This is a genomic window from Paraburkholderia sp. Ac-20347 (assembly GCF_017104805.1).
Taxonomy (GTDB): domain Bacteria; phylum Pseudomonadota; class Gammaproteobacteria; order Burkholderiales; family Burkholderiaceae; genus Paraburkholderia; species Paraburkholderia tropica.
In genome coordinates this window covers 1-25465 of the sequence record NZ_JAAGPN010000089.1, presented here as the reverse complement: position 1 = coordinate 25465, position 25465 = coordinate 1, and the positions used below count along the sequence as shown (strand labels likewise).

The following is a 25465-nucleotide window of genomic DNA, read 5'->3' as shown; positions in this document are numbered from 1 at the left end:
AAAACACGTACGACCAGCATCAGGCCATCAGCAGGCAGGCGCCGCGCGTTGCGTGCGCGAGCGCCGGTCTGCCGGGCCATTATCGCGCCAATCGCGGCACACGCGTGGGTTTTCAGGAGACGCTTCATCCGGGCTTCATCCGGACGCCGCAGCCGATTGGCTATAATGCTGCGAACCTGTGACGTCCGGTTTCGCACCGGCACGCCTCGCGCGAGAGCCCCGTGCTCGCCCCGCGTGAACCGTCGCTTTTTTCCCCTTCTCTCAGAGAGCGCTCATGAGCTTCGCAAATGTCCCCGCCGGCAAGGATCTGCCGCACGACTTCAACGTGATCATCGAGATTCCGGCGCAGAGCGATCCGGTCAAGTACGAAGCCGACAAGGATCTGGGCGTGCTCGTCGTCGACCGTTTCGTCGGCACCGGCATGCGTTATCCGGTCAACTACGGTTTCATTCCGCAGACGCTCTCGGGCGACGGCGACCCCGTCGACGTGCTCGTGATCACGCCGTTCCCGCTGCTGGCCGGCTCGGTCGTGCGTTCGCGCGCGCTCGGCATGCTGCAGATGACGGACGAGTCGGGCGTCGATGCGAAGCTGATCGCCGTGCCGCACGACAAGGTTTGCCCGATGACGGCGAACATCAAGACGCTCGACGACGTGCCCGAGTACCTGAAAGACCAGATCAAGCACTTCTTCGAGAACTACAAGGCGCTCGAAAAGGGCAAGTGGGTCAAGGTCGAAGGTTGGGTCGGCATCGAAGCCGCTCACAAGGAAATCACCGAAGGCCTCGCGAACGCCAAGAAGTAAGCGTCGCGATTCTTCGCTGTAAAAAAACCGCACGTGTCGCAAGGCCGTGCGGTTTTTTCATGGGCGCGGCGGGCTTTGCTTCAAGCGGGCGCTTCGGCTTCTGGTTCGTCGCTTGCGGGCGCTTCGACCGGCACCGGCGGCAGCACCGATTCAAGCGTGCGTGTGCCTGCCGCGAGCGCGCGCTTCTCACGCGGCGTGAGGCGCTTGACCCAGTACTCGGCGCGCGAGGCGCTCGCGCGATCGGCGAGTTCGAATTGCGCGAGCACCTGCACGGGTTTGCGCGAGCGCGTGTAGCGCGCGCCCGTGCCGTCGGCGTGCTGCGCAAAACGCGCGGCCACGTCGATGGCGATGCCCGTGTAGACGCTGCCGTCGGCGCATTCGAGCAGGTAGAGAAACCACGGCGTAGCGTGCGGCATGTCGCGATGAACAAGCTGGGTAAGGAGCGTGAGTGTCCCATAGATCGACATTTGCGCTAAGCGTGTCGTGAGCGGCGCGAGGATTTGCGCATAAGCAAATCCTGCGTGCGACGCGGGCTCAAGTTCGCGCGATGCCTGCCGTAATGATGTCGAGAGCGGCTTTCGTGCCGATGAGGTGGATCAGGCGCGAAGTCCGGAACACGTCGTGAAGAACAAAAAATGAATCGACCGGCACGGGGAACCGGCGGATCCGCAAAGCCTGCGCGCGCGGTTCTGCTTAGTCATCGCACGAAATGGAAGGCCGTTTTCGCGATTGCGCTTGGCATCGTGGGCGCGCTGCTTTTACCGCAGTTGTTTGGCGAGGAGTTCGCGACCCGCCAGGCGGCAAGTCTGTATGCGCCGCTTGCGGGGCAAGCTTATGGCGCAGGCGCGCGCGAGCGCATTTCGGTTCTGCTGATTGACGACACCTCGCTCGCGCAGGCAGGGCAAACGTGGCCCGCGAGCTATGGCTACTACGCGCGCTTGCTGCGCGGCGTCGAGATCTATCGACCGCGCGCCGTTTTTCTCGATATTGTCTTTCGGGACTTCCGTCCTGACCCCACGTTCGACGCTTTCGCGCAGCGTCTATGCGCCTTGCAAGCGGCGGGCACGAAAGTTTATCTGGCGGCAACCCCGGGTCCGGACGGCGCGTTGCGTGTGCGTCCCGGACTTGAAGAGCTGCGCGGGCGCTGCTTCGAACCGGTTGCGGTGACTTATCAGCCAGACGCGGTCGACAAGGTCGCTTGGTCTTACCCGCTCGAACAGCAAGGGGCAGTCGGACCGCCGCAACCGAGCGCCGCCCTGGCCATTCACGATGCCTTTGCTTCCCGTCCGCTTGCGACGCCCGCTGGGTTGATGGCGTTGTCGTGGGGCCTCACGCCTTCGCAAGACGGCTTGCGAAGGCTCGTCGTCGATGAGGCCGAAGCGAGAGAAGGCGCAAAGGGGGGCGAGGAGGCCGGTGCGGCTGCAAGTTCGTACTGCCGCCCTGATCATGGATGGTGGGAAATGGCGCCATTCGGCGTTCGTAATGCGCGCTTCGGCGATGCGGAAAAGCCGATCTGCGTGTTCCACGACACCGCTTACGCTTATGACCTGTCCAACGGGGGCGACGACAGCGAGACGTTTCTTGAGCACACACTCAAGGACCGGGTCGTCATGATCGGCACTGCGCGGCAGTTCTCGAACGACTACATCAATTCACCGATTCACGGGCGCATACCCGGCGTTTATCTGCACGCCATGGCGCTCGACAACCTCGATCACTACGGCGACAACTACAAGCACGCAGCGACGTTCGGTTTGAACCTCCACGCCGACAACCTGAAGCTCCTGCTACTGATCGCCGGCAGCCTGATATCCGTGGTGATCGTGCGCTTTCTGAAGGACTACGCGCGCAAGGATATGGAGCACAGACGATTGAGCCTGACCGTCGCCGACGCAGTCATGCTGCTGCGTGAGGCTGGCTGCTGGCTGATTCGGTCCGCGATCGAAATTGCTGGTTCGCTCGTGCTTGTCGTGGCACTCCTTTGCTTCGGCGCGTGGCTGAACATCGGATATCTGAGCATCGTCGATATCGCCGTGTTCGCGTTAGCAGCGGAGTGGTTCGAGTGGAATGAACGACTCGTCGAATGGTTGTTTGGGGCTGCGCCACGTGAACGTTCCGCAGCCCGCCGTATTACCGCAAAGTGGCGGGCGTCTCGTCGGGCGCTCAGGCGCGCGCTGCGCTGGCGTGTGCTCCCGCTCCCGACGGCAAGCTGCGAGCAGGGCCGAAGTATCGACGACACCCTGGCATCACGACGATCAGATCCGACCAGCGCAATGTCTCATCGCGACGACTCATAAAAACGTAACGACAGTGTCCATCACTGCATCACGCAAAACGGGGAATGACCATGGAATACAGCCTCAACTCGACACACCTGCGCCGGAGCGTGGCACGTGCGATTCAAATCACTTTGGCGCTTGGCTCGGTCGCGTCGGCTGCGAGCGCACTGGCTGCGGGCAATCAGTCGATTGTCAGCGTAAAAGTCGATCCGCTCCCCCTGTACGCTTCGCCCGCAGCCGCGCAGCCCGCGAGTTCGACACATGCGAGCGGGCTGCCGTGGACGGTGCTTGAATCGCGCGATGACTTCTATCGCGTGAAGATCGACGGCAAGGATTATTGGATCGATTCGATGACTGTCCACGCGAACCTGGCCGTCAAGGCAGCCTGTGAACGCTCGGCGGGCGGCGCGGTCATCGCAGCCGACCTCGGGGCGTCGACGAACCGCTGCCGATGAGCGCGCGGGTTACGTGCCGCGCGGCGTTTGGCGTCGCCGCGTTCGCGCTCTCTGCCTGTACGAATTTTGCGCTGCCACCGGCTCTGGTGTCGCTCGCGCCAGGCGCGCCCGACAAGGTGGTTGTGAAGACCGCGGGTGAGTTGCCGCCGCCGCCGCCGCATACCTGGCCCGACGCGAAGCAGGATCTCAACGACCATCGCGCCGATGCCTATGGGCTCGTGTCTATGCCCGAGATGGAGCACTATCTCAACGGCCTGCTGCTGAAAATCAAGGTGGCCACACAGACTACCGACTGGCCCGTCACCGTTCACGTCACGGCTGACACATCGCTCAACGCGAGTTCGACGGCGGCGGGCAATATCTATTTGCCGATTGGCTGGCTGATGTCGGCGGAGTCGGAAGATGAGATTTTTGCAATCCTTTCGCACGAATACGGCCATATTTTTCTGAATCACTACGCCGTCTACGACGTGCGCAATGCGGGCAATACGTCCGCACTTCTGGCGGGGGTTACGTGGTCTTACGTGAATCGCAAGGTCGCCGACCACGGCTGGAACGGACTCGACAAGATCGCGCTGGTGCAGAGCGTGGGCATGACCGTCCTGCTTCCGGCGTGGCAGCGCAGCATTGAGGAGCAGGCCGATCTGTTCGGCGCAACCGTAAGCCTGCACTGCGGCTACTCGTACATTCACGGCTTCAAGGCGTTTCTGGAGCGCGTCGATAGCTACGATGCCGCGGCGCGCACGCGCGAAGAGCAGTTACAGCGGGCCCAGGATGACGCGGCGCGCGAGAAGATCCGCACTGACACGCTTGCGAAGATCCCGGGGGCGGTTCGACCGGGCACGGCAGCGGCCGCGGCCGTGCCGTCGTCCGCGACGTCCGCTTCGCCCGCGTCTTCCGCTGTACAGACTGCAAATGCCAGTCGCCCGTCGTCGGGGGCTGCACCCGCGCTTCAGGGGATCAACGATGCTCTTGCCAAGCTCAACGACATGCTCGCGCAAGGCCAGGTGAGCCTCAATACCGGCGCTTTCGACGCACAGCGAATGCTCGACGATGCCATCTCGAAGGGCATGGCATCGCTGCGCGAGACGCACCCCGAGGGCGCCGCGCGCGAGGACGATTTGAGCAAGGCGGTCGCGCCGCTCATCGCGGGCAAGCGTCCGCCGGCGATCGTCGCGCCTTGGGAAGCTGCGCGCAGCCAGCGGCGTACGAAGGAGGTGCTTGCGCACTATGCGATGCTGGCGGACATCGACATGCTGGAGGCTCAGCATCGGTATACCGATGCGTGGCGCCTGGCGCAGAAGGCGGCTTCGGGCGCAACGGCCAACGACGCCGCGCCCGACTTTTATCTCGTCAATGCGCTCGCGTTGTCGCATGCGCGCTCGAGTGAGCAACCTACGCAGATCTTCGCGCGCAATCTGAAATCGCCGGAGCGCTCATGGCGCATTCAGGTCATGCTGGCTGACGCGATGCTGGCGGCCAATCGCGCCCAGGCGCGTTCGTTCCTGGAGTCGCAGTTCGTGTATTTTGGCGAGGCGCCCAAGACGTGGCCGGACATGATCGCGTTCTATCGCGATAGTGGTGAGGTCCAGCTGGGCAAACAGATGGCCGCAACGTGTGGCCTGAAGTATGCCGACTATCGGGCGGCCTGTTCGAATGCCAGCATGACGCCGGCTGAACTTGCCGAAATCAAGGCGAAAACCGACGCGCACGCGAAGATCATTGTGGATAACGTTTCTCATCGGTGGTTCAAGCAGTAGCCGATTGGGCGAGGGGTGAGCGGGCTCACCCCCGAAACGGATTGTGCTCGTTCAACTCGTGCATATAGGCGTGAATCTGATTCGTCTCGCTGTCGAGAAAGCGCGCGACGGCGTCGGCAAACGCGGGATGCGCGAGCCAGTGCGCCGAGCGCGTGACGGTCGGCATGAAGCCGCGCGCCATTTTATGCTCGCCTTGCGCACCGCCTTCGAACACGTCGAGTTTTTCCTCGATGCAGAATTCGAGCGGCTGATAGTACGCGGTCTCGAAGTGCAGGCAGGGCACGTGTTCGAGCGCGCCCCAATAGCGGCCGTAGAGCGTGCCGCCGCGGCCGTCCGCGCCGCGCTGATACACCACGAGCGAGCTGGCGATCGGCTTGCCTTCGTATTCGGCGATCACGAGCAGCAGGTTCTCGGGCATCGACGCGCCGATCATGCGGAAAAAATCGAGGTTCAGATACGGCGACGAAAAATGCTCGCGGTACGTCTGCCGATAGCAGCGGCTGAAAAAGCGCCAGTCCTCGTCGCGGATGTCCTCGCCGCGCACGCGCCGCAGCGTCACGCCGGCGTCGCGCACCTTGCGGCGCTCGGCGCGGATGTTCTTGCGCTTTTTCTGTTCGAGCGTCGAGAGGAAATCGTCGAAGTCGCGATAACCCTGGTTGAGCCAGTGAAACTGCACGCCTTCGCGCTGCATCATGCCGAGGTCGGTGAGCGCGCGCGCGTCGTCTTCCGGCGGAAACAGCACGTGCAGCGACGAGACTTCGGCCTGCTCCGCGAACGCGAGCAACGTGGCGGCCAGATGGCGGCGCGCGGTTTCATCGGCGGCCAGCAGGCGGGTGCCTTGCACCGGCGTGAACGGCACGGCGCACAGCAGCTTCGGGTAGTACTCCAGGCCGTTGCGCTTGTAGGCGTCGGCCCAGGCCCAGTCGAACACGTATTCCCCGTACGAATGACCCTTGAGATAGACCGGCGCGGCGGCGGCGAGCTTGCCCGTTTGCGGGTCGGTGAGCGTGACGAACTGCGGCGCCCAGCCCGCGTCGGGCGTGGCGCAGCGCGTGGCGTCGAGCGCGGTGAAGAATTCGTGGCGCAAAAAGGGCGTCGGCTGCGCCTGGCGCGCGAGCAGCGCGTTCCATTCGGCGGCGTCGATCTCGGCCGGTGAGCCGAGAATGCCCGTGCGATAATCGAAATGTTCCTTTTTCAACTTGCGTGCCCGTTCTGGCGTGGCGAGGTGGGAGGCGGGCGGCGAGGGTTTCGGCCTGTCGCGGCGCGGATGCGCCGGTTTCGCCGCGCCGCGGCAAGCGGTCATGGTAAAGCAAACCCTCCGAACGGGTGAGCGCTGGCGCGCCGCCGCTATCGTGCCGCTGCCGTCGTTGCGCCGTCGTCACGCAATGCGAGCGTTCCGCGCGGACGGCACGAACCGTACCCGAACCTCGCCCGAACCTCACCATTCGCTTGCCAGGCGCCGCGCGCGCCGACTGCCTCAAGAGCCCAAGGTTATCGACATGAAAGAGCGCTTCTTCAATCTCTACTCGCATGGTTTCGCGCGCGTGGCCGTGGGCTTGCCGCGCTGCCACGTGGCCGATCCCGTCTTCAACACCGAACAGACGCTCGCGCTCGCCCGCGAGGCGGCGGCGAAGGGCGCGGTGCTCGTCGCGTTTCCGGAACTCGGTTTGTCGGCGTATAGCTGCGACGATCTCTTCCATCAACAGGCGCTGCTCGACGCCTGCGAACACGCGCTCGCGCAGATCGCCGAGGCCTCGAAGACGCTGCCGCTCGCGATGATCGTCGGTTTGCCGCTGCGCGTCGGGCATTCGCTGTTCAACTGCGCCGCCGTGGTGGCGGGCGGGCGCGTCGCGGGCATCGTGCCGAAGAGCTATCTGCCGAACTACGGCGAGTTCTACGAACCGCGCCAGTTCAGCGCCGCCGACAGCGCGAGCGTCGACAGCGTGCGCATCGCGGGCGCGGACGTGCCGTTCGGCGCCGCGCTGCTGTTCGACGTGCCGGAGGTCGCGGACCTGCGCTTCCAGGTGGAAATCTGCGAGGACGTCTGGGTGCCGATTCCGCCGTCGTCGTTCGCGGCGCTCGCGGGCGCGTCGGTGCTCGTGAATCTGTCGGCGTCGAACGTGGTGGTGGGCAAGGCGGGGTATCGCCATCAACTGGTTTCGCAGCAGTCGGCGCGCTGCCTCGCCGCGTATCTCTACACCTCGGCGGGCAAGGGCGAATCGACCACGGACCTCGCGTGGGACGGTCAGGCGCTCGTCTGCGAAAACGGCGAATTGCTCGCGCAGTCCGAGCGCTTCTTCGACGACTCGCAGATCATTTACGCCGATGTCGATCTGGAGCGCCTGCAGCAGGAGCGCATTCGCCAGACCACATTCGGCGATTCGATCCGCCGTCACGCCGACGAAATCGCGAAGTTCCGCGTGATCGAATGCGCCGTGGGCAATGCGCAAGACACCGCGCCGTGGCAGCAGGAAACGCTCGCGCTGGAGCGCCGCGTCGAACGCTTCCCGTACGTGCCGGCCGATCCGAAGCGCCGCGACGAACGCTGCAACGAGGTCTACAACATTCAGGTGCAGGCGCTCGTGCAGCGTCTCTCGCAGGCCAACATCAAGAAGGTGGTGATCGGCGTGTCGGGCGGGCTCGATTCCACACATGCGCTGCTCGTCTGCGCGAAGGCGATGGACCGCCTCAAGCTGCCGCGCGCGAACATCCTCGCGTACACGATGCCGGGCTTCGCGACCAGCGAACGCACGCTGCGCCAGGCGCGCGAGCTGATGAGCCTCGTGGGCTGCACGGCGCGCGAAATCGACATCCGCAAGAGCTGCATGCAGATGCTCGAAGACCTCGGCCATCCGTATTCGGAAGGCAAGGAAAGCTACGACATCACGTTTGAAAACGTGCAGGCGGGCGAGCGCACGAATCATCTGTTCCGTCTCGCGAACTTCAATCATGCGATCGTGATCGGCACGGGCGATCTGTCCGAGCTCGCGCTCGGCTGGTGCACCTACGGCGTCGGCGATCACATGTCGCATTACAACGTGAACGCCAGCGTGCCGAAGACGCTCATCACGCACCTCGTGCGCTGGGTCGCGGAAACCGGCCAGATCGGCCAGAACGGGGAGAGCGGACGCGACGTGCTCGAAGCGATTCTCGGCACCGACATCAGCCCCGAACTGATTCCCGGCAAGTCGGACGGCGCGCCCGAGCAGAAGACCGAAAGCACGATCGGACCGTACGAGCTGCAGGACTTCAATCTCTACTACACGCTGCGCTTCGGCTTCACGCCCGCGAAGGTCGCGTTCCTCGCGCGTCACGCGTGGCGCGATCGCGAGACGGGCGCGTGGCCGGAGAACGCCGAGGTCGCGCGCAATCAGTACGATCTGGCGGCCATCAAGCGCAATCTGCGGATTTTCCTCGACCGCTTCTTCCGCCAGAGCCAGTTCAAGCGCAGCTGCGTGCCGAACGCGCCGAAGGTCGGCACGGGCGGCTCGTTGTCGCCGCGCGGCGACTGGCGCGCGCCGAGCGATTCGGAATCGGTCGTCTGGCTCGCCGATCTGGAGCGCGTGCCCGCGCAGGAGCCGGCGGCGTAAAATTACGCCCAGTCATTGCCCGATTTATTGCCCATTTACCGCAAGTCACCGGATACGAAACCTACGTAACCGATACCGAACGAGGATCGCCATGAAACGCATTACCGCCGTCATCAAACCGTTCAAGCTCGACGAAGTGCGCGAGGCGCTCGCCGAAGTGGGCCTCACGGGCCTGACCGTCACCGAAGTGAAGGGCTTCGGCCGCCAGAAGGGCCACACGGAGCTGTATCGCGGCGCCGAATACGTGGTCGACTTCCTGCCGAAAGTGAAGATCGAAGTCGTGGTCGCCGACGCGCAGACCGACCAGGTGATCGACGCGATCATCGGCGCGGCGCGCACCGGCAAGATCGGCGACGGCAAGATCTTCGTCACCGACGTCGAGCGCGTGATCCGCATCCGCACGGGCGAAGAGAACGAAGCGGCCGTCTGATTGATCGTCCGCACGGGCGTCACGTCACAGCGTGACGCCCGCAAAGAAAAAGGGCGGCCCGAAGGTCGCCCAGGAATAAAAAACGGTGCGGTACCCTTTCGGACACCGCACCGATACGCGCCTCTCGCAGCAGCGTGAAAACGTCGATGTAGCTGTTCTGTCTACACTCGTCCGGAATTAGAACGAGTGCTGGATGCCTGCGTACACGCCGGTCTGGCTGTGGCCCGGCAGCGGGTTGCCCGTGGCAGCCGAGTCGCCGTAGTTGTTGGCGTTCAGACCGAAGTTGGCCGACTTGCTGTTCTGCACCGTGGCGACCTGCAGGTCGAGCAGCGTGCGCTTGGACAGGTTGTACGAGCCGCCGATCGTGTACAGCGTGGCGTTGCCGCCGCCGTTGTTCGCGTTGACGTGGTAGACCGCAGCGATCAGCGCGGCAGCCGGCGTGGCTTGCCACGTCACACCGCCCCACTCGTGATCGAGCGTGCTCGGCTGGCCGATTGCCAGACCCGTCATGCCCGACGAGCGAACGGCTTCGTAGCCGCCCTGAACCTTGAACGGACCGAGGAACACGTTGACCATCGCCATGTAGTCGCGCGAGTAGGCGAAGACGCCTTGCGAGACGTTGTCTGCGTTGGTCTGGTCGTACGTGCCGCCCAGCGTACCGTTGGCCGGATTGCGGATTTCGTCGTAGATACCGCGAACCTGGAACAGCGAGTTCGTGTAGGTCAGCTGGATGCCGTTCTGGCGGCCTTGCGACGTCGTGCCGTTACCGTTCCAGTTCGTTGCGTTCGAGAACGAGTACTGGCCGTACACGTCGAAGCCGTAGAACTTCGGCGACTGGTACGAAATGTTGTTGCTCGATTGCGGCCAGTTACGACCACGGACCATCGATGCCGACGACCAGTTCGACTGACCGAACGGGTCGAAGTCCCAAATGCCGTTGACGATCATCAGTTCGCGGCCCATCAGCAGCGTACCGTAGTTGTCGTTCGACATACCGACCGTTGCCCAGCGATTGAAGAGGCCGCCGTTGCCCGGACCTGCGCCCGTTGCCGTGCTGAAGCTGCCTTCCAACTGGAAGAGTGCCTTGTTGCCGCCGCCGAGGTCTTCAACGCCCTTCATGCCCCAGAGGCTGGTGCCCCAGTAGCCGCTTTCGAGCTGAACCTGGCTCGTGCCATGGGTAGCCTGGCCGTTTGCGCCCGAACCGGCACCGACGCCGTTCATGTACGCCACACCTGCGTCGAGGCGGCCGTAGAGCGTCACGCTGCTTTGCGCATGCGCCACGACGCCAGCCGACATCAATGCTGCGGCGAGCAATGCTTTCTTCATCTTCTCCTCCATACCCTGTCAAAGAGTCAACCTTAGTACTGCGAAAGACGTCCGCGCGCCTTCGGGGTGCTGCGGACAGAAACGGTCGCGTAAAGGGAGTGTGACCCGGAGGATCGGCGTACGGAAACGATGCGAGCAGGACAACCTGATCGAGTCGTCATGCAGATCCCCTGGTTGACTGGCATCTCCCGTTCTTATTTGAAGTGAAACTACTTTTAAAGAAGTTTGTTTTGCTACTTTGGTTACTAATTTAGCAAAAAAGGTGGACGGTGGCGAACGAAATCGCGCGGGCGCCGCCGGGTGTCGTCAAATTGCCATATGGCCTTCCTGGATGGTGGTCACCCAAGTCTGAAAAGTATGCCTAAATCCTTATCGGACAAGGGACACACGGATCAGACAGGGGGCTCCTCAGGATTGCCACTATTGACGCGTGAAGGACGCAGGAGTAATGCGAAAAACGCGTTTTTGGAGGCGATTTTCGGGGGGGAGAGGCGAGTTGCGCCGCAAAAAAGAAAAGGCGCTGAAAGCGCCTTGAAATACTACTTTTACTACATCGCCGTTGAAGCGGATGTAGTCGACTACCGGTCGACTACAAAACGCGTCATCACTTCAGACTGCCCGACAAAAACTGGCGCAGACGGTCGCTCTTCGGATTGGAGAACACCTCGGCGGGCAGGCCTTCCTCTTCCACGCGGCCTTGATGCAGGAACATCACATGATTCGAAACGTTGCGCGCGAAACCCATTTCGTGCGTGACGACGATCATCGTGCGGCCTTCCTCGGCGAGCTGCTGCATCACCTTGAGCACTTCGCCCACGAGCTCGGGGTCGAGCGCCGACGTCGGTTCGTCGAACAGCATCACATCGGGGTTCATCGTGAGCGCGCGCGCGATCGCCACGCGCTGCTGCTGGCCGCCCGAAAGATGCGACGGATACTGCTTCTCCACGCGCGGCGCGAGCCCGACCTTCTCCAGATAGACGCGCGCGCGGTCCTCGGCTTCCTTGCGCGAGAGACCGAGCACGTGCACGGGCGCCTCGATCACGTTCTCGAGCACCGTCATGTGCGACCACAGGTTGAAGTGCTGGAACACCATTGCGAGCTTGGTGCGCACGCGCTGCAACTGCTTGACGTCGGCGGCCACGAGCGCGCCGCTGCGGCGGTCGGCCTTCGTGATGACTTCTTCGCCGTCGACGAAGATGCGGCCCGCGTTCGGCTGCTCGAGGAAGTTAATGCAGCGCAGCATCGTGCTCTTGCCGGAGCCAGACGAGCCGATCACGCTGATCACGTCGCCGGCGTTCGCCTTGAGCGAGACGCCTTTGAGCACTTCGTTGTCGCCGTACTGCTTGTGGATCGAATCGACGAAAAGTTTCTGCTTCTGGGAATTCATCAAAGACCTCGTTGGCTCACTTGCCTTGCGGTCGCAGGTATGCGAGCCAGCGGCGCTCGGCTTGGCGGAACAGCCACACGAGCGTGAATGAAATGATCAGGTACAGCACCGCGGCGATGCCGAACGCGCCGAACGACTGGTAGGTCGCCGAGTTCACGTCGCGCGCGATCTTCAGGATGTCCGGCACGGTCGCCGTGAACGCGACGGTGGTCGCGTGCAGCATCAGGATGACTTCGTTGCTGTAGTAGGGCAGTGCGCGGCGCAGCGCCGACGGCAGGATCACGCGGCGATACAGCGTGAACGGACTCATGCCGTAGGCGCGCGCGGCCTCGATCTCGCCGTACGGCGTCGCCTTGATGGCGCCCGCGAAGATCTCGGTCGTGTACGCGCAGGTATTGAGCGTGAACGCGAGCAGCGTGCAGTTCATGCCGCTGCGGAAGAACGCGCTCGTCAGCTCGTGATTGCGGATGATCTCGAGGCTGTAGAGGCCCGTGTAGCAGAGCAGCAATTGCACGTAGAGCGGCGTGCCGCGAAAGATGTACGTGTAGAGCCACACGAGGCCCGAGAGCCACTTCTTCTTCGAGACGCGCGCGACGGCGAGCGGCACCGAGAGGCAGAAGCCGAGGCCGATCGAAATCACCAGCAGCCAGGCCGTGATCGCGACGCCCGTGAAGTGATAGCCGTCGGTGTAGAGATAGTTGCGCCAGTATTGCTGGATCAGCTGGATCAGGTCTTGCATTGTCGTTGGCCTTGTCTTGTCTTCTGGCTAAGTTCCGCCTGAGCCTGGATCTCAGAGATCCGCTTTGCGCACGCCCGTGGAGTAACGCTTGTCGAGATACATCAGCACGAAGTTCGAGACCGTCGTGATGCCGAGATAGATCGCGCCCGCGAGCAGCGTGAAGAAGAAAAAGCGCAGCGTGCCCTTGCCGGCGTCCTGGCTGGCCTTCACGACGTCGGCGAGACCGATGATCGAGACGAGCGCCGTGGACTTCACGAGTACCTGCCAGTTGTTGCCGATGCCGGGCAGCGCGAAGCGCATCATCTGCGGGAACATGATGCGCGTGAACACCTGCCAGTTCGTCATGCCGTAGGCGTGGCCCGCTTCGAGCTGGCCGCGCGGCACGGCGAGAAACGCGCCGCGGAAGGTTTCCGTGAAGTACGCGCCGTAGATGAAGCCGAGCACCACCACGCCCGCGAGGAACGGGTCGATGTCGATCTGATCCCAGCCGAGCATGTCGGTGAGGTCGTTCAGCCAGATCTGGATGCTGTAGAACAGCAGCAGCATCAGCACGAGATCGGGCACGCCGCGGATCAGCGTGGTGTAGGCCGTGCCCGCGCCGTGCACGACGCGGTTTTTCGAGAGCTTCGCCGCCGCGCCGATCAGCCCGAGCACGAAGGAGAGCACGAGCGAGAGCACCGCGAGCTTGACGGTCTGCCAGGTGCCGGCGAGGATCAGCGGGCCGTAGCCTTGAAGAAACATAGGTGAGTCCTCGACGAAGCGTCCTCGATGCCGAGGGGCGCCTCGCGAAAGGCGCGGCAGCGACTGCCGCGGTTCAAATCCGGTCAAGCGCGGCTGGCGAGGCTTCGCCGCGTGGCCGTCGGTCTCCGTGTCCTGGAGGCGCGTGTCGAATGGTGTCGATGGCGCTCTGGACGGCGTCTTCGCAGGACGCGCCTCGCACTGTATACGAAGCGCCTGCGCGGTCCATCGGGGCGAGCCCCGGGCGCGGCGCGCGCGCCGGCCTTTTGCCCTGCTTGCTTGCCCGAGTTACTTGCCCTTGTAGATCGGGAAGTCGAAATACTGCTTCGCGATCTTGTCGAACGTGCCGTCCTTGTGCAGCGAGGCGAGGGCCGCGTTGAACTTCGCCTTCAGGTCGGCGTCGTCCTTGCGCAGGCCGATGGCGGTGCCGTCGCCGATCGTTGCCAGATCCTCGACTTCCGGACCGGCCCAGCCGAAGCCCTTGCCGCGCGGCGTCTTCAGGAAACCGTAGTCGGCCTGCACTTCATCCTGCAGCGTGGCGTCGAGGCGGCCCGCGATCAGATCCTGATAAACCTGATCCTGGTTCTGGTACGACACCACGTTCACACCCTTGGGCGCCCAGTGGACCTTCGCGTACGCTTCCTGGGTCGAGCCCTGTTCCACGCCGACATTCTTGCCCTTGAGCGATTCCGGCGTCGGCAGCAGCGGCGAACCGCTGCGCGCGATCATGCGCGCGGGCGCGTCGAACAGCTTGTCGGAGTAGTCGATCTGCTGGCGGCGCTGCGGCGTGATCGTCAGCGACGAGACGATCGCATCGAACTTGCGCGCCTTGAGCGCCGGAATGATGCCGTCGAGGTCGTTTTCCACCCACACGCACTTCACGTTCATGCGCGCGCACAGCGCCTTCGTGAGTTCGACGTCGAAACCGACGATCTGGCCGTTGGCGGCCTTGGACTCGAACGGCGGATAGCTCGCATCGACGCCGATACGCACGGTATGCCAATCCCTGGCCGCGGCACTGCCCGCCATCAGGGCGAGCGCGACGCACACTGCGAACTTCTTCATCTTTCTCCTGTCGGGGCGGAGCGAGTGGTTCATCACCGACTCCGTCCCTTCCATAGCTGAGGCGGGCGCTTCGGGACCGCGGCGCCGGACGGCGCGCGTCGATACCGGCGCTCGCTCGCGACTTGCGCGAACCGGCTCGTGGCCGGAGCGCCGCCATTGTAGGCGATCAAAAATACGGGTCGGACGCGCTGGGCATCCAGGCTGGCGCCCAAAGCCGGCGCCGGGCCGCGCGCGGGATGGCGCTGGCCGAAAAGCGCGGTATTTTACCCGAAGCCAGGGCGCGCGCGGGCGACTTGGCACCAGGCATGTGGTTCAGGTCTGACAGAATTGGTTGCGGGGCGCGCATCGAGCGGCGATCGGGCGCCCGATCGGTGTCCGGACGGCCGCGACGCGCCCGTGACGCCTTGAGCGCCCGCGCAGGCCATTGATGTTGCTGGCGAAACGATGCGGTGCGCCGGTGCGGATTGTGCGGAGGCGCGTCTGCCCATACCTTCGGACATCGATACCCATAACGGAGAATCCCCATGCTCGCCATCCGACGCGCCGACGAACGCGGCCACGCCAACCACGGCTGGCTCGACACGTATCACAGCTTCTCGTTCGCGGACTATTTCGACGAAGCGCACCTGCACTACGGCGCGCTGCGCGTGCTCAACGACGACCGCATCGCGGGCGGACGCGGATTCGGCGCGCACGGCCACCGCGACATGGAAATCGTCACCTATGTGCTTTCCGGCGCGCTCGCGCACCGCGACAGCATGGGCAACGGCTCGACCATCCGCCCCGGCGACGTGCAGCGCATGAGCGCCGGCACGGGCGTGATGCACAGCGAGTTCAACGCCTCGAAGGACGAGGAAGCGCATCTGCTGCAGATCTGGCTGCTGCCGACCGAACGCGGCGGCGCGCCGGGCTACGAGGAAAAGCGTTTCGACGACGCCGACAAGCGCGGCCGTCTGCGCCTGATCGCTTCGCCGGACGGGCGCGACGGCTCGGTGACGGTGCAGGCCGACGCCTCGATCCACGCGGCGCTGATCGACGGCGAAGAGCGCGCGGAGTATGCGGTGCCAGCGGGGCGGCGGGTCTACTTGCAGGTGGCGCGCGGCGCGCTGGAGGTCAACGGCGAGCGCCTGAACACCGGCGACGCAGCGATGATCGAAGCCGAAACGGCCGTGGTGCTCGCGAAGGGCGAAGCGGCGGAAGTGCTGCTGTTCGACGTGGCGTGATGCCGCACGGCACGCGCAGGCTGCGCGTGTGACGCCGCGCGCGGAAACGCTCCGCGCGCGGCCATGAAAAAAGCGCCGCGAGGGATGAGACTCGCGGCGCTTTCGCTTGTGTTTGCGTCTTTGCTGAACAGGGCGGTCAGGCCCGCGCCGGGCGGACATGCGGCGGCGCGACCCGCCGCGCGTCCGCTCAGGCGCGCGCCTCGACTTGCGCCCGGGTGCTTACTGCGCGCCCGGCGCCGATGCCGCGCCCTTGTCGTGGCGATGCTGTTCCCAGCGCTGACGCATCTTCTCGTGGCGCTGTTCCATCTTCGCGAAGTGCTCCTTGAGCGCCGAGCTGACGGTGGTCTTCTGCTGGTCGTTCAGGCCGTTGTAGAACGCGAGCCAGGCTTGCGCGGTCTGCTCGCGCAGTTGCGCTTCCTGCTGCTCGATCTGCTGATGCGTGGCGTGCATCGCGTTCAGGTCGAGGATCGGCTGGTTCTTCTGCGCGTCGAACTGCTGCTTGAGCTGTTCATGGTTCTTGCGCATGGCCTGGCCGTTCTGCTTCATGGTGTCGACGGCGGCTTGCCATTGCTTTTCCTGAGCGGCGTTCAGGTTGAGCTTGTCGTGCAGCTTTTTGGCGCCCATCATGAAGTCGCCGTGCATGCCCGGGCCGCCATGCGGACCGTGCATCATGCCGGGACCGCCCGGGGGCGGCGGCGGCGTTTGTGCATTGGCGGCGGTTGCGCCGACCGTGAGAGCGAGAGAGGCAGCGGCGATCGCGAGAAGGCGCGAAGTAGTCTTGTACATGGTGATGCTCCTGACAAATCCTTGAAGGTTTGGTCCGGTTTGGCACGGCGCCCGAAGGAGGGCGGCCGCAACCGGTGTCCCTAGCGTATAGGCCGGTCAGGAGCGGCGTGTTACGGGCCACGGCGTTGTCATTACGCGACATTACATGCGCCTTTCGCGGTAACTTCTCGTAACCCAAAGCGCCTCCGTGTAAGCAAACGGCTTACATGCGCGCGTTAAACTTCGTCCCATGGCTACTCAAATTCTGGTCGTCGATGACGACGTCGAACTGCGCGACCTGCTGCGCGACTATCTGGCGCGGCAAGGCATGGAAGTGTCGGTGCTGCACGATGCGGGCTCGCTCGAGCGCCGCCTCGAGCGCGAGCGCCCCGACCTGATCGTGCTCGATCTCATGATGCCGGGCGTCGACGGGCTCACCGCGCTGCGCAAGCTGCGCGCGTCCGGCGACGACATCCCCGTCATCATGCTGACCGCGCGCGCCGACGACGTGGACCGCATCGTCGGTCTCGAACTGGGCGCCGACGATTACCTCGGCAAACCCTTCAACCCGCGCGAACTGCTGGCGCGCGTGCAGGCCGTGCTGCGCCGCCGCCGCACGCTGCCCTCGGCCGCCGCGCCCGAGCAGCGCGAGCCGTTCTCGTTCGGCCGCTTCACGCTCGACTTCCAGTCGCGCACGCTCCAGCAGGAAGGCAAGCCCATCATGCTGTCGGGCAGCGAATTCGCGCTCCTGAAGATTTTCGTGAATCACCCCATGCGTACGCTCACGCGCGAGCGCCTGCTCGAACTGCTGCACGGTCCGGAATACGACGGCACCGATCGCGGCATCGACGTGCAGGTGTGGCGTCTGCGCCGCATCCTCGAAACCGATCCGTCCACGCCGCGCTTCATCCAGACGGTGCGTGGCCGAGGCTACGTTTTCGTGCCGGACGGCGAGCAGAGTGGTCATGCGCCGGCCGGTTGATTCGCTGTTCGGGCGGCTTGCGCTGCTCTTCATTGGCGTTCTGCTGCTGTCGCACGTCGCCTGGTTCGCGCTCATGCGTCTCGAGCGCGACCAGATGCAATCGCGCTACGCGGTCGAAGAGGCCATGTTCCTCGTCGACGCCGTGCGCCAGCACGTCCAGCGCGAGCCCGACCAGCCGCTGCCCTCGCGGGTGCAGCTGGTGCCGGCCGACAGCCCGGACGTGCCGACCATGCGCAACGAAATGCCGGAGCCGCTCCACCGTTTCCTCGACGACATCCGCGAGCGCATGCCGCCGGGCACGGAAGTGCGCCCCGGCATGCCGGGCCGTCCGCCCACGCTGTGGGTGAAGGGGCCGCAGGACGCGAAGTGGATCGTCGTGCCGGGTCAGCCGCTGCGCATGATGCGGCCGATCGACCGCGCGCCGTGGTTCATCATCATCTTCTCGGCGGCGCTGGTGGCCGCGCTGGTGGCGGCGTGGATGGTGCAAAAGCCGCTGCGTGCGCTGGCTCATGCGGTCGCGCGCTTTGGCCGCGGCCAGCCCGTGCCGCCGCTGCGCGAGCGCGGTCCGCGCGAGCTGCGCCAGCTCACGCGCGGCTTCAATCAGATGGTGAAGGAAGTCGAGCGCACCGAGAAAGACCGCGCGGTCATGCTCGCGGGCGTGGCGCACGACCTCAAGACGCCGCTGGCGCGTCTGCGTCTGCGCGCCGAAATGATGGACGAGCAAAAGGTGCGTGACGGCGTGGTGCGCGACGTGGAGTCGATGGCGCATATCGTCGACCAGTTTCTGGTGTTCGCGCACGATGGCGCCGACCGCAGCGAGCCCGTCGAAGTCGACGAGCAGTGCGAGCGCATCGCGCGCAATTACCGCACGGTGGGCGGCGAGACGCTGGCCATCGAGAGGCGCTTCAAGGCCGGTCCGGATTTCCGTCTCCCGGCTGCCACGCTCGACCGCGTGGTTGCCAACTTGCTCGACAACGCGCACGCCTATGGCGCGCCGCCCGTCGTGATCGAAACGTCGCGCGATGCCGAGGGCTACACGCTCACGGTGCGCGACCACGGCAAGGGCATCGCCGACCAGGACCTCACGCAGGCGAGCCGTCCGTTCGTGCGGCTCGATCCGGCGCGCGGCGGCAACGGCCACAGCGGCCTGGGTCTCGCGATCGTCGAGCGGCTCGTGCGGCGTGCGGGCGGCGAGATCGCCATCGGCAACGGCGAAAGCGGCGGCCTCGCGGTGCGCATGAGTTTTCCGTTCGAAGTGGTCGAGCGTACGGTGGCCGAGGCGGCTCAGATCTGGTGAGCGCCGGCGTGCTCTAGACGGTTTGGGGATTTGCGCGGCGGGCGTCCGGGCTGTGCCGGAGCCGACCGAAAGACCAGCGGATGTTTGTTGGCGAATATGAATCAGTGTGACCCGGAGCGGCTGCGAACCAGCCGCTCTTTTTATTTTCAGGCCGAGAACAGCGTGTCGAGTGCGGCGGCGGCTTCGCTGTCGACCGTGTTGTAGACAACGCTGTCGGCTTCGAAGATGTAGTGGGTCGTGTACTTGCCGATGCGGGCGAGAATCTCTTCCTGGACCAGCTCGGGCGCAGCCTCGAGCTTCAGATACCACGCGGTCGAAGAGAGGCGCGTCTGGAACGCGCCGTATTCCACCATCAACTGGTCGAACGCGAGAGCATCCTGATCGCGGCAGACGATGACCAGATTTCCCTTCATGCAAGCCTCCTGATATGTGCTGTGAAACGACCTGATGCGCCGCGCGCCGGACCGCGCGCCGGACTTCGGCGATGCGCGCAGCATGGCGGCGCGTGCTGTGCTGGTCCGATGATACCGCGTCGGACCGGTTTGCCCCGGTCGAGTTCTGCAGTTAAGTGAGTGTGTGCTGATGTTCGGCGTACGCGGCGACGGCGCGCTCACCACGTTTCGGCGGCGCTGCGCGGCGGTACGGCGCCGTCGGCGGTCATCGCCTCACAGCGGTCGCGGCCGCCCGCTTTCGCCATGTAAAGCGCCAGATCGGCGCGGCTCATCAGCCGTTCGGGCTGATCCTGCGACGCGGCCAGTTCGGTGACGCCGATGCTCACGCTCAGGTTCGACTCCGCGGGCAGTTCCGCGCACGGGCTCGACTTCACTTCGCGGCGAAGGCGATCGATCACGTCGCGCGCGGTCGAGAGCGAGGTACCGGGCAGCAGGATGCCGAACTCCTCGCCGCCGAGTCGTCCCACGGCGTCGTCGGACCGCAACGCGGCGCGGCAGGTCGAAGCGAAATGCTGAAGCGCGCGGTCGCCCGCCGGATGGCCGAATCGGTCGTTGATCTGCTTGAAGTGATCGAGGTCGGCGATCGCCATGCACAGCGGCTTGCCCTGCGCATAGGCGGCGTCGATTTCGCGGCGCAGCAGGTCGAGGAAATAGCGGCGCGACAGCGCGCCGGTGAGCGCGTCGTGGCGCGCTTCGGCGGCGAGCAGCGCGTTGGCGGCCTGCAGTTGCCCCGCGAGGTCGCGGCTCGCGCGATGCAGGCGCCGCTCGCGCACCCATGAAATCGAAATCACTCCTGCGAGCGCTGAGATGCCCGTGAGCATCAGAAAAATCAGCAGACGATCGCGCCGATGGTTGGCAATCAGTTCGGGCCAGGCGTTGAGCGGATCGACGAGATGCGCGGAGAGTCCGGAGTTGAGCCCGCCGCGCACTTCGTAAAGCGCGGGCAGACGCTGGCCCGGCAGATCGACAAGCGACTGCGCGGCCTGCGCGGGCATCCACGGCGCCTGATTCGTGGCGGCGTCGGCGGCGTTCTGCAGCGACAGTTCGGAGAAGCGCTCGCGCAGATAGGTGTTCACGCGGTCGACGGCGTTCATCTCCTCGACGTGCGAGCCTGGCATCGCGAGCCCTTCGAGCGCGCTGTCGTGCGCCATCACGATCACGCCGTTGCTGTCGGAGACGAAGGTGCCCGGATGCGTGACCCAGTGGCGCAGTCGCGCGATGCTCACCTTGGCGACCACGGCGCCGACGAGAAGACCGTTGTCGTAGGAGGGCGCGGCAACGAAGATGCCGGGCTCGCCGCTCGACGTGCCCACGCCATAGGTTTCGGAGAACGCGCCAAGCAGCGTGTCGCTGAGGTACGCACGCGGGCGCATGTCGACGCCTAAATAGGAGATCCTGTTCATCGCGTTGCTCGACGCGATGCAGATGCCGTTGCTGTTGACGAGCCAGATCGCGTCGAAGCCGGAGAAGCCTTGCGCTTCCTGCAGAAAGCGGTTGACGGCGGCGAGCTCGGGCATCTGCTGCAACGCTTCGCGTCTCGCCAGTTCCGTAGACGTGCGCAACGCGGCATAATGCCCGGCCGCAGTGAGCGCCTGCTGCACCACGTGGGTTTCTGCGATGGTCGCGGGAATCGCGCGCGACATGGAGAGATCGCTGGCGATCACTTCAGCCATGTTGTCGACGACGGAGCGCGTCATCTGACGCTGGACGTCAAGCGCCGTGTCAAGCTCCTGACGCACCATGTGGTCGGCGAGCCAGCCGGCACCCAGCCAGTAGATGAGCGCGGCCAGCAGGACCCCCAAGGGCCCAGTTGCCTGGCGCAAGAGTCTCCTGTTCATCGGCCTTCTGGTTCGTGGATGGGCATGGCGCGCCTGATGCTTGAGCGGGCGGCTCGCCCGATATCCCGGCGCGAGAAGCACCGGCCCGGCACAACGGGACACTGCGCGGCGAAGGGGTGGCCGTCGCCGCGTGACGATTCTACCTCTCGAACGGCGTGCGCGAGCCTGCAAACGCCGTCTGGCGGGCGTCGCACGTGTTTGCCGTATGGCGTAGTCGTTTGGGGAACCGAGGGCTGCCGTGCCGGATGCTTGCCGGAATATCGCAGCAAGCGACCCGAAAGCAGCTCGAAAGCCCCGGCCGGCGGGCGTTTGCCGGAATCCCGCCAGCGTGACGCGCGAGGTTGAATGTGTCACGAAGGTTGGTGTAGTGTCGTGCCGTTCCGAACAAGGCAAGCCTGCCGCGTGAGCGGCCCGCCGCCGCGTCATCAACGCTAACGAAATACTCAGTCCATGCGTCTTGCCTTTGCTGATTTCCGCTCTCCGCGCGCCGCCCGCGTTGCGTGTGTTGCTTGCGTCGCTTGCCCGGCTTGTGCTGCGCGCGCACCGCACCGCGCGGCCGCCGCATCGATCTTCAACGGGGAGCGCGTCTGATGGAATTCAAGTTCAACCTGAACCGCACGGCCAACGCTTCGGCGTGGCGCGTGCTGCCCAATCGCTGGGACTTCGTGGCGTTCCCGCTCATCATCTGCCTGATCGCCATGGCGGCCGTGGGCTTTCACGAAACGATGGCGCCCATCGCCACGCTCAAGGCGCAGCCGATTTCGCTCGACGCCTCGAACCTGCCCGAATACGCGATGCGCACGACGCTGCGCATGCTGGCGGCGATGGTCGCCTCGCTGATCTTCACGCTGGTCTACGGCACGCTCGCGGCCAAGAGCCGTCGCGCGGGTCTCGTGCTGGTGCCGATTCTCGACATCCTCCAGTCGGTGCCGGTGCTCGGCTATATCTCGTTCACGGTCACGTTCTTTCTCGCGCTGTTTCCCTCGCGCGTGCTGGGCGCCGAACTCGCGGCGATCTTCGCGATCTTCACGAGCCAGGCATGGAACATGACCTTCAGCTTCTATCAATCGCTGCGCACCGTGCCGCGCGATCTCGATGAAGTCTCCAAAGGTTTCCATCTGACCAACTGGCAGCGCTTCTGGAAGCTCGAAGTGCCGTTCTCGATGCCGGGCCTCATCTGGAACATGATGATGTCGATGTCGGGCGGCTGGTTCTTCGTGGTGGCTTCCGAAGCGATCACGGTGGGCAACAACACGATCACGCTGCCGGGCGTCGGCGCCTATCTCGCGCAGGCCATCGCCGAGCGCAACATGCACGCGATCGGCTGGGTGATCCTGACGATGACGGTCGTGATCCTCGCCTACGACCAGTTGCTGTTCCGTCCGCTCGTCGCATGGGCCGACAAGTTCCGCATGGAGAACACCAGTTCCGGCGACGCGCCCGAGTCCTGGCTGCTCGACCTGATCCGCCGCACGCATCTGATTCACGAACTGCTCGTGCCGCTCGGCTGGATTTTCGCCAAGGCCGCGCGCATTCCTCTGCGTCTGCCCGCGTTCCCGACGATCCAGCGCGCCGCGCCCGTGGCTCCCGCGCGCAGCGGCGTGCGCTCGAAGCTCGGCGATATCGTCTGGGCGCTGTTCGTGATCGCGCTGACGCTGTTCGTGGTCTGGCGCGTGGTGGCCTACGTGCGCACCGGCGTCTCGCTCGACGAAGTCGGCCATGTGCTGGTGCTCGGCCTCATCACGCTGTTCCGCGTGATGGTGCTGATCGCGATCGCCTCGGTGATCTGGGTGCCGCTCGGCGTGCTGATCGGCATGCGTCCGGCGCTCGCGGAAAAGATCCAGCCGCTCGCGCAGTTTCTCGCGGCGTTCCCGGCGAACCTGCTGTTCCCGGTGTTCGTGATTGTGATTGTGCGCTTCCACCTCAATCCTGACATCTGGCTGTCACCGCTGATCGTGCTCGGCACGCAGTGGTATATCCTGTTCAACGTGATTGCCGGGGCGAGCGCCTACCCGAACGACTACAAGGAAGCGGCGAAGAATTTCCGCATCCGTGGCTGGCAGTGGTGGCGTCAGGCGGTGCTGCCGGGCATCTTCCCGTACTACATCACAGGCGCGATCACGGCCTCGGGCGGCGCGTGGAACGCGAGCATCGTCGCCGAATACGTGCAGTGGGGCGACACGAAACTCGAAGCGCATGGCCTCGGCGCGTATATCGCGCAGATGACCGCCGCCGGTGATTTTCCGAAGATCATTCTCGGCATCGCCGTTATGTCGCTGTTCGTCACGCTGTTCAACCGCGTGCTCTGGCGTCCGCTGTACACGCATGCCGAATCGCGGCTGCGGCTCGACTGATCGCCATCGGGCGAAACCGCGCAAAAAACGCGCAGAAACTGAGCGAATCAACGAAGGATCGAAGGATCGAAGGTAACGCGATGCAAAACCCCAAGACCCTGAGCACCGCGCACGGCGACGTGCAGACGGCCCCGAATCCGCCGCGTCTCGGCGAGGAAATCCTGCGTGTCAAGGACGTGTGCCGGGGTTTCAACAAGTCGCAGGGCGAACTGCTGGTGCTCGACGACGCCAATCTGTCGCTGCGCGAAGGCGAGATCGTCGGGCTGCTCGGCCGTTCCGGCTCGGGTAAATCGACGCTGCTGCGCATCATCGCCGGGCTGATCGAGCCGACCGGCGGCGAGGTGACGTGGCGCGGCAAGCCGCTCGACGGCCCGGCCGAAGGCGTGGCGATGGTGTTCCAGACCTTCGCGCTGTTCCCGTGGCTGACGGTGCTGCAGAACGTGGAAGCCGGTCTGGAAGCGCAGGGCGTGGGCGCGCGCGAGCGTCGCGAACGCGCGCTGGCGGCGATCGACCTGATCGGTCTCGACGGCTTCGAAAACGCCTATCCGCGCGAACTCTCGGGCGGCATGCGCCAGCGCGTGGGCTTCGCGCGCGCGCTCGTCGTCGACCCGATGCTGATGCTGATGGACGAGCCGTTCTCCGCGCTCGACGTGCTGACCGCCGAAACGCTGCGTACCGACCTGCTCGATCTCTGGACGCAAGGCCGTCTGCCGATCAAGTCGGTGCTGATCGTCACGCACAACATCGAGGAAGCGGTGTTCATGTGCGACCGCATTCTGGTGCTGTCGTCGAATCCGGGGCGCGTGGTCGCGGAAATCAAGGTGCCGTTCAAGCATCCGCGCAATCGTCTGGACCCGGCGTTCCGCAAGCTCGTCGACGACATCTACGCGAAGATGACCGCGCGTCAGACCGACGAGACGACGAAGAAGGGGCTCGAACTCGGCAGCTGGCTGCCGCGCGTGTCGACCAACCTGATGGCCGGTCTGATCGAAACGCTCGCCGCCGCGCCGTATCACGGCCGCGCCGACATGCCGGAAATCGCGCGCTCGCTGCATCTGGAAGTGGACGATCTGTTCCCGATCGCGGAAGTGCTGCAACACCTCGGGTTCGCCGATGTGCGCGAAGGCGACGTGCTGCTCACCCCGCCCGCGCGTGTGTTCGCGGAATTCGGCACGCAGGAGCGCAAGATGATGTTCGCCGAGCATCTGCTGCGTCACGTGCCGCTCGCGGCGCGGATCAAGAAGGTGCTCAACGAACGTCCGGGCCACCGCGCGCCGCGCGTGCGCTTCGAGCAGGAACTCGAAGACTTTCTCTCCGACGGCGCGGCCGAAGAGACGCTCGACACCGTGATCGACTGGGGCCGTTACGGCGAGATCTTCTCGTACAACGACCAGTCCGAAATCTTCAGTCTCGAAGACGTGGAGTCCTGATCGATTTCGCGGATCGCCTTCACGCGATACGCACCATGAAAAACGGTCGCCTGGGCGACCGTTTTTTTTCGTGTTGCGCGAGCGTTGCTTGTGGAATTACTGCAGCGAGCCCCAGCGTTCCACCGCAGGCTCGGCCGTCGCCCATTTCCAGGTGCTCTGATCCTGGCACGCGGTCGCGGTGTACCACTGCTCGGGCGAATTGGCGGCGTCGCCGTCCTGCACCGAGAACACGAAGTCCTTGCACAGCGCGAGCGCCGACGCGAACGCGCGCGTCACGCGCACCTTGCCGTGGCCGTTTTCCACGGGCAGCGTGTGCTTGATGCGCCAGGTGTCGGTGCCGTCGACGGGCAGGCGTCCGGCGGTTTCCGCGATCAGCTCCTGCTGGTCGGCGTGCATGCTCTTCATGAAGCGGTTGACGGCTTCGTCGGTGGCCGCCTGCACGGCGATACCCACGCCCACGCCCACGGCCGGATTCGCGGTGACGATGCCGGTGGCGGCCGCGGCGGCCGCCCCGCTGGCCGCGCCGATCGACCCGCAGTCGCTGGTGGTGAGC

22 protein-coding genes are annotated in these 25465 nt (G+C 64.8%); 11 read left to right on the top strand and 11 right to left on the bottom strand.

Going from position 1 to position 25465, the window contains the following annotated elements:
- Positions 1–274: 274 nt before the first annotated feature.
- Positions 275–802 carry an inorganic diphosphatase gene (ppa, locus tag G3N97_RS18200; protein ID WP_065063761.1) on the top strand — a complete coding sequence of 176 codons (528 nt, stop codon included), beginning with the start codon at positions 275–277 and terminating at the stop codon, positions 800–802.
- A gap of 80 nt (positions 803–882) precedes the next feature.
- On the opposite strand, the gene G3N97_RS18195 is transcribed toward ppa, so the two are convergent.
- Complete coding sequence (locus G3N97_RS18195) at positions 883–1218, bottom strand: GIY-YIG nuclease family protein (RefSeq protein WP_205994494.1); 336 nt, start codon at positions 1216–1218, stop codon at positions 883–885.
- Between the two features lie 219 nt (positions 1219–1437).
- Between G3N97_RS18195 and G3N97_RS18190 the strand changes: the two genes are divergently transcribed.
- From G3N97_RS18190 to G3N97_RS18180, 3 genes are read left to right on the top strand one after another with little or no spacing between them, the layout of a single operon-like run.
- Positions 1438–3099 (top strand): CHASE2 domain-containing protein, encoded by a 1662-nt coding sequence (locus tag G3N97_RS18190; protein ID WP_205994488.1) that lies wholly within the window; start codon positions 1438–1440, stop codon positions 3097–3099.
- A gap of 50 nt (positions 3100–3149) precedes the next feature.
- A complete protein-coding gene (locus G3N97_RS18185) occupies positions 3150–3536 on the top strand; it encodes an SH3 domain-containing protein (RefSeq protein WP_205994487.1) in 387 nt (128 codons plus the stop codon).
- Positions 3533–5296 carry a M48 family metalloprotease gene (locus G3N97_RS18180; protein WP_205994486.1) on the top strand — a complete coding sequence of 588 codons (1764 nt, stop codon included), beginning with the start codon at positions 3533–3535 and terminating at the stop codon, positions 5294–5296. The genes G3N97_RS18185 and G3N97_RS18180 overlap by 4 nt, the downstream gene beginning before the upstream one ends.
- A gap of 25 nt (positions 5297–5321) precedes the next feature.
- On the opposite strand, the gene G3N97_RS18175 is transcribed toward G3N97_RS18180, so the two are convergent.
- Positions 5322–6494 carry a GNAT family N-acetyltransferase gene (locus tag G3N97_RS18175; protein ID WP_205994485.1) on the bottom strand — a complete coding sequence of 391 codons (1173 nt, stop codon included), beginning with the start codon at positions 6492–6494 and terminating at the stop codon, positions 5322–5324.
- Positions 6495–6795: 301 nt separating this feature from the next.
- Between G3N97_RS18175 and G3N97_RS18170 the strand changes: the two genes are divergently transcribed.
- On the top strand, positions 6796–8886 hold the full coding sequence (locus G3N97_RS18170; RefSeq protein WP_205994484.1) for an NAD(+) synthase: 2091 nt from the start codon (positions 6796–6798) through the stop codon (positions 8884–8886).
- Positions 8887–8977: 91 nt separating this feature from the next.
- Positions 8978–9316: a P-II family nitrogen regulator gene (locus G3N97_RS18165; protein ID WP_035527352.1), complete on the top strand. Its 339-nt coding sequence runs from the start codon at positions 8978–8980 to the stop codon at positions 9314–9316.
- A gap of 177 nt (positions 9317–9493) precedes the next feature.
- Here G3N97_RS18165 and G3N97_RS18160 read toward each other — a convergent pair whose 3' ends face one another.
- From G3N97_RS18160 to G3N97_RS18140, 5 genes are all read right to left on the bottom strand, one after another.
- Positions 9494–10642: a porin gene (locus G3N97_RS18160; RefSeq protein WP_205994483.1), complete on the bottom strand. Its 1149-nt coding sequence runs from the start codon at positions 10640–10642 to the stop codon at positions 9494–9496.
- Between the two features lie 604 nt (positions 10643–11246).
- On the bottom strand, positions 11247–12029 hold the full coding sequence (locus G3N97_RS18155; RefSeq protein ID WP_205994482.1) for an ABC transporter ATP-binding protein: 783 nt from the start codon (positions 12027–12029) through the stop codon (positions 11247–11249).
- Positions 12030–12045: 16 nt separating this feature from the next.
- Positions 12046–12759, bottom strand: coding sequence for an ABC transporter permease (locus G3N97_RS18150; RefSeq protein WP_065063791.1), 714 nt, complete (start codon positions 12757–12759; stop codon positions 12046–12048).
- Positions 12760–12819: 60 nt separating this feature from the next.
- Positions 12820–13509, bottom strand: coding sequence for a histidine ABC transporter permease HisQ (hisQ, locus tag G3N97_RS18145; protein WP_205994481.1), 690 nt, complete (start codon positions 13507–13509; stop codon positions 12820–12822).
- Positions 13510–13794: 285 nt separating this feature from the next.
- On the bottom strand, positions 13795–14571 hold the full coding sequence (locus G3N97_RS18140; RefSeq protein ID WP_205994480.1) for an ABC transporter substrate-binding protein: 777 nt from the start codon (positions 14569–14571) through the stop codon (positions 13795–13797).
- A 524-nt stretch (positions 14572–15095) separates the two neighbouring features.
- Between G3N97_RS18140 and G3N97_RS18135 the strand changes: the two genes are divergently transcribed.
- Positions 15096–15794, top strand: coding sequence for a pirin family protein (locus G3N97_RS18135; RefSeq protein WP_205994479.1), 699 nt, complete (start codon positions 15096–15098; stop codon positions 15792–15794).
- A 219-nt stretch (positions 15795–16013) separates the two neighbouring features.
- On the opposite strand, the gene G3N97_RS18130 is transcribed toward G3N97_RS18135, so the two are convergent.
- Entirely contained in the window at positions 16014–16580 is a 567-nt protein-coding gene (locus G3N97_RS18130) for a periplasmic heavy metal sensor (protein WP_205994478.1), read from the bottom strand.
- A 229-nt stretch (positions 16581–16809) separates the two neighbouring features.
- Between G3N97_RS18130 and G3N97_RS18125 the strand changes: the two genes are divergently transcribed.
- Together G3N97_RS18125 and G3N97_RS18120 are read left to right on the top strand one after the other, a co-directional pair.
- Positions 16810–17541, top strand: a complete 732-nt coding sequence (locus tag G3N97_RS18125; RefSeq protein ID WP_065063743.1) for a response regulator — start codon at positions 16810–16812, stop codon at positions 17539–17541.
- The gene (locus tag G3N97_RS18120) at positions 17525–18838 is read left to right on the top strand and encodes an ATP-binding protein (RefSeq protein ID WP_065063741.1); all 1314 of its coding nucleotides are present in this window, start codon (positions 17525–17527) and stop codon (positions 18836–18838) included. The genes G3N97_RS18125 and G3N97_RS18120 overlap by 17 nt, the downstream gene beginning before the upstream one ends.
- A 146-nt stretch (positions 18839–18984) precedes the next feature.
- Here the strand turns inward: G3N97_RS18120 and G3N97_RS18115 are convergent, their stop codons facing one another.
- Both G3N97_RS18115 and G3N97_RS18110 read right to left on the bottom strand, forming a co-directional pair.
- The gene (locus G3N97_RS18115) at positions 18985–19251 is read right to left on the bottom strand and encodes a hypothetical protein (protein WP_065063739.1); all 267 of its coding nucleotides are present in this window, start codon (positions 19249–19251) and stop codon (positions 18985–18987) included.
- 197 nt (positions 19252–19448) lie between these two features.
- Positions 19449–21128, bottom strand: coding sequence for a sensor domain-containing diguanylate cyclase (locus tag G3N97_RS18110; RefSeq protein ID WP_205994477.1), 1680 nt, complete (start codon positions 21126–21128; stop codon positions 19449–19451).
- Between the two features lie 590 nt (positions 21129–21718).
- Here G3N97_RS18110 and G3N97_RS18105 point away from each other — a divergent pair.
- A complete protein-coding gene (locus G3N97_RS18105; protein WP_205994476.1) occupies positions 21719–23482 on the top strand; it encodes an ABC transporter permease subunit in 1764 nt (587 codons plus the stop codon).
- Positions 23483–23562: 80 nt separating this feature from the next.
- On the top strand, positions 23563–24912 hold the full coding sequence (locus tag G3N97_RS18100) for a nitrate/sulfonate/bicarbonate ABC transporter ATP-binding protein (protein ID WP_205994475.1): 1350 nt from the start codon (positions 23563–23565) through the stop codon (positions 24910–24912).
- A gap of 96 nt (positions 24913–25008) precedes the next feature.
- Here the strand turns inward: G3N97_RS18100 and G3N97_RS18095 are convergent.
- On the bottom strand, positions 25009–25465 hold a 457-nt coding region (locus G3N97_RS18095; protein ID WP_205994474.1), incomplete at its 5' end, for a hypothetical protein.